Annotated in this window: 4 protein-coding genes; 2 read left to right on the top strand and 2 right to left on the bottom strand. The window is 67.4% G+C overall.

Features of this window, described 5'->3' with window-relative positions; translation table 11 throughout:
* Positions 1 to 92: 92 nt before the first annotated feature.
* A complete protein-coding gene (locus GEV10_32025; protein MQA83029.1) occupies positions 93 to 365 on the bottom strand; it encodes a hypothetical protein in 273 nt (90 codons plus the stop codon).
* Positions 366 to 549: 184 nt separating this feature from the next.
* The gene (locus GEV10_32020) at positions 550 to 1,101 is read right to left on the bottom strand and encodes an isochorismatase family protein (protein ID MQA83028.1); all 552 of its coding nucleotides are present in this window, start codon (positions 1,099 to 1,101) and stop codon (positions 550 to 552) included.
* 175 nt (positions 1,102 to 1,276) lie between these two features.
* Here GEV10_32020 and GEV10_32015 point away from each other — a divergent pair, with 175 nt between their 5' ends.
* Positions 1,277 to 1,942 (top strand): hypothetical protein, encoded by a 666-nt coding sequence (locus GEV10_32015; GenBank protein ID MQA83027.1) that lies wholly within the window; start codon positions 1,277 to 1,279, stop codon positions 1,940 to 1,942.
* A 93-nt stretch (positions 1,943 to 2,035) separates the two neighbouring features.
* Positions 2,036 to 2,337: helix-turn-helix domain-containing protein (locus tag GEV10_32010; protein ID MQA83026.1), on the top strand; the 302-nt coding region annotated here is incomplete at its 3' end.

Genomic DNA, 2,337 nt, shown 5'->3' with positions numbered 1-2,337 from the left:
GGCGACGGTCCCCACGAGACAGCCGGCGACTACTACCCTTGGACAAGACATCCTCCTGATGAGTGGTTGGGACACCAAGCCCGTTTACCCCATCAGGGGGATGTCCTGATCTCCAACCATCCGTTCAGGTCTTTACTACGTAACGTCTCCTGCCAACCATCGATGCACGAGCGCGCGGATCCGGCCGACACCATGCTGCCCATCCGTGCGGCGGCGGGCGCTCCTTCGGCATCGGCGAGGGCGCGCTCGGCCACGTCGACCTGGCTGGCGACGAGTTCCTCGCAGCAGTTGCCGGCGTCCAGCAGCGCCGCCGGTCGCACGCTGATCCCCGACATGTCGTCCCCCGATCCGGCGGCTATCGTCACGCACCGACTCTCGTCGCCGAAGTGACGAGACGGGTGAGGAGAACGTCCGGGTCGGGTCAGCCTTCTGTACGAGCCCGGTAAGCCGAGCCCTGTCGATGCTCAGAGGTCCAGGACGTCAGGCAAGATTGATCCGTGACTCTAGAACGTTCGAGTGTCGTCAATCAACAGCGGCTCTCCGGAGAGTTCAGCCGAAGTCGACGGAGCCGGTGCTGACCGTCCCTGCCTGCCGTCCGGGAGCGGTGTGGTGCTGCCAGTAGAGGTTCGTGTGGTCGATGACCTTGTCGGGAGTGGGGGCGCCCCACTCGCTGAGGTCTTCGGTGGTGTGGGCATCGCCGACAAGCGTCGTGTCGTAGCCTCGGACGATCGCTCCGTGGAGTGTGGACCGGATGCATTGATCGGTCTGCGCCCCGGTGACGATCAGGCGCCCCACCTTGCGCTCGGCGAGCACGGTCTCGAGGTCGGTGTCCTCGAAGGAGTCGCCGTACCGCTTGTGCACCACCGGCTCCGACCCGTCCTGGGTGAGCTCGGGAACGTAGCGCCAGCCGTCGCTGCCTTGGGGCATGCCGTCGGCGGAGTGCTGCACCCACACGACGGGCGCGTTCTCTGCTCTGGCCCTGTCCACCAGGAGGGCGATGTTGGCGATGACAGCCTCACGGTGGTGCACGCCGGTCATGACGTCGTTCTGGACGTCGATGACGAGTAGTGCGGTGTTCGGGCGTTCGGTCAGGGTGGTCATGACGCTCCTCGGCATCGGGCTCTGCGTGCACCCACGTTATGCGCGACCACGGACAGGGCGAGCGCGACGGCTCGACGGCACTCCTGACAGGCAGAGCGCACCGCTCGCGGGGCGGCTCGCGACGTCGGGCGAGCCGTTTCGTCGACCGACCTCCGGTCGCTCATACAGTGATCGTATGCGAGCCGAACGACGCGGAGAGCCTGCCGACGCCGCAGCGCTGCGGGCGCGGCTCGGGCACGTCTACTGGATCGGTGGCGGGAGCGGTGCGGGCAAGTCGACCATCGCTCGTCGCATCGCGGCCCAGCGCGGCCTGCGCCACTTCGCGACTGACGACGTCATGTCGGATCACGCCGGCCGGAGCACACCGGAAGACAGTCCGTTCCTGAGCGAGTTCGCTGCCATGGACATGGACGAGCGTTGGGTGGACCGATCTCCCGAGACGATGCTCGAGACGTTCCATTGGTTTCGGGGTGAGGGCTTCGGCCTGATCGTTGATGACCTGCTCCGCCTTCCGCGGGACCATCGCGTGGTCGTCGACGGCTTCCGACTGTTGCCACACCTCGTGAAGCCCCTCCTCGCGGTGCCTGGTCACGCCGTCTGGCTCCTCCCGACGCCAGACTTCCGTCGGGCCGCGTTCGACAGTCGGGGCTTCACGTGGGAGATCGCCTGGAAGACCAGTGATCCGGAGAGGGCGCTGCGCAACCTGCTCGAGCGTGATCGGCTGTTCACGGAGCACTTGTTCGAAGAGGTGAAGCGTGTCGACCTACGCCTCATCGAGGTCGACATCACGACGACCGAGGATGAGCTGGCCGAGCGGGTGACACAGGCGTTCGGACTGTGAGTCCGACGCAGTCACCTGACCGGTCGTCCGGGACGGCACGGCGACAGGGCGCGGCGCTAGGCAACTCCGGCGCGACGTGGCACGATCTTGCAGGTGACCACCGGGCCCGCCGCCGCACAGCACCTGCGCGACCTCGCGCGGCTGCGCCGCGTTCGTGACCGGATCGACCGGGAGTACGCGCAGCCGCTGGACGTCGAGGCACTGGCCCGCGGCGCGCACATGTCGGCCGGGCACCTCAGCCGCGAGTTCCGGCGCGCGTACGGCGAGTCCCCGTACGGCTACCTGATGACGCGGCGCATCGAGCGCGCGATGGCGCTGCTACGTCGCGGCGACCTCAGCGTCACCGAGGTCTGTTTCGCGGTCGGCTGCTCGTCGCTGGGCACGTTCAGCAGTCG

The sequence above is a fragment of the Streptosporangiales bacterium genome, assembly GCA_009379955.1.
Lineage (GTDB): Bacteria > Actinomycetota > Actinomycetes > Streptosporangiales > WHST01 > WHST01.
The sequence above is the reverse complement of the archived record's forward strand: the minus strand, read 5'-3'. Positions and strand labels throughout refer to the sequence as shown.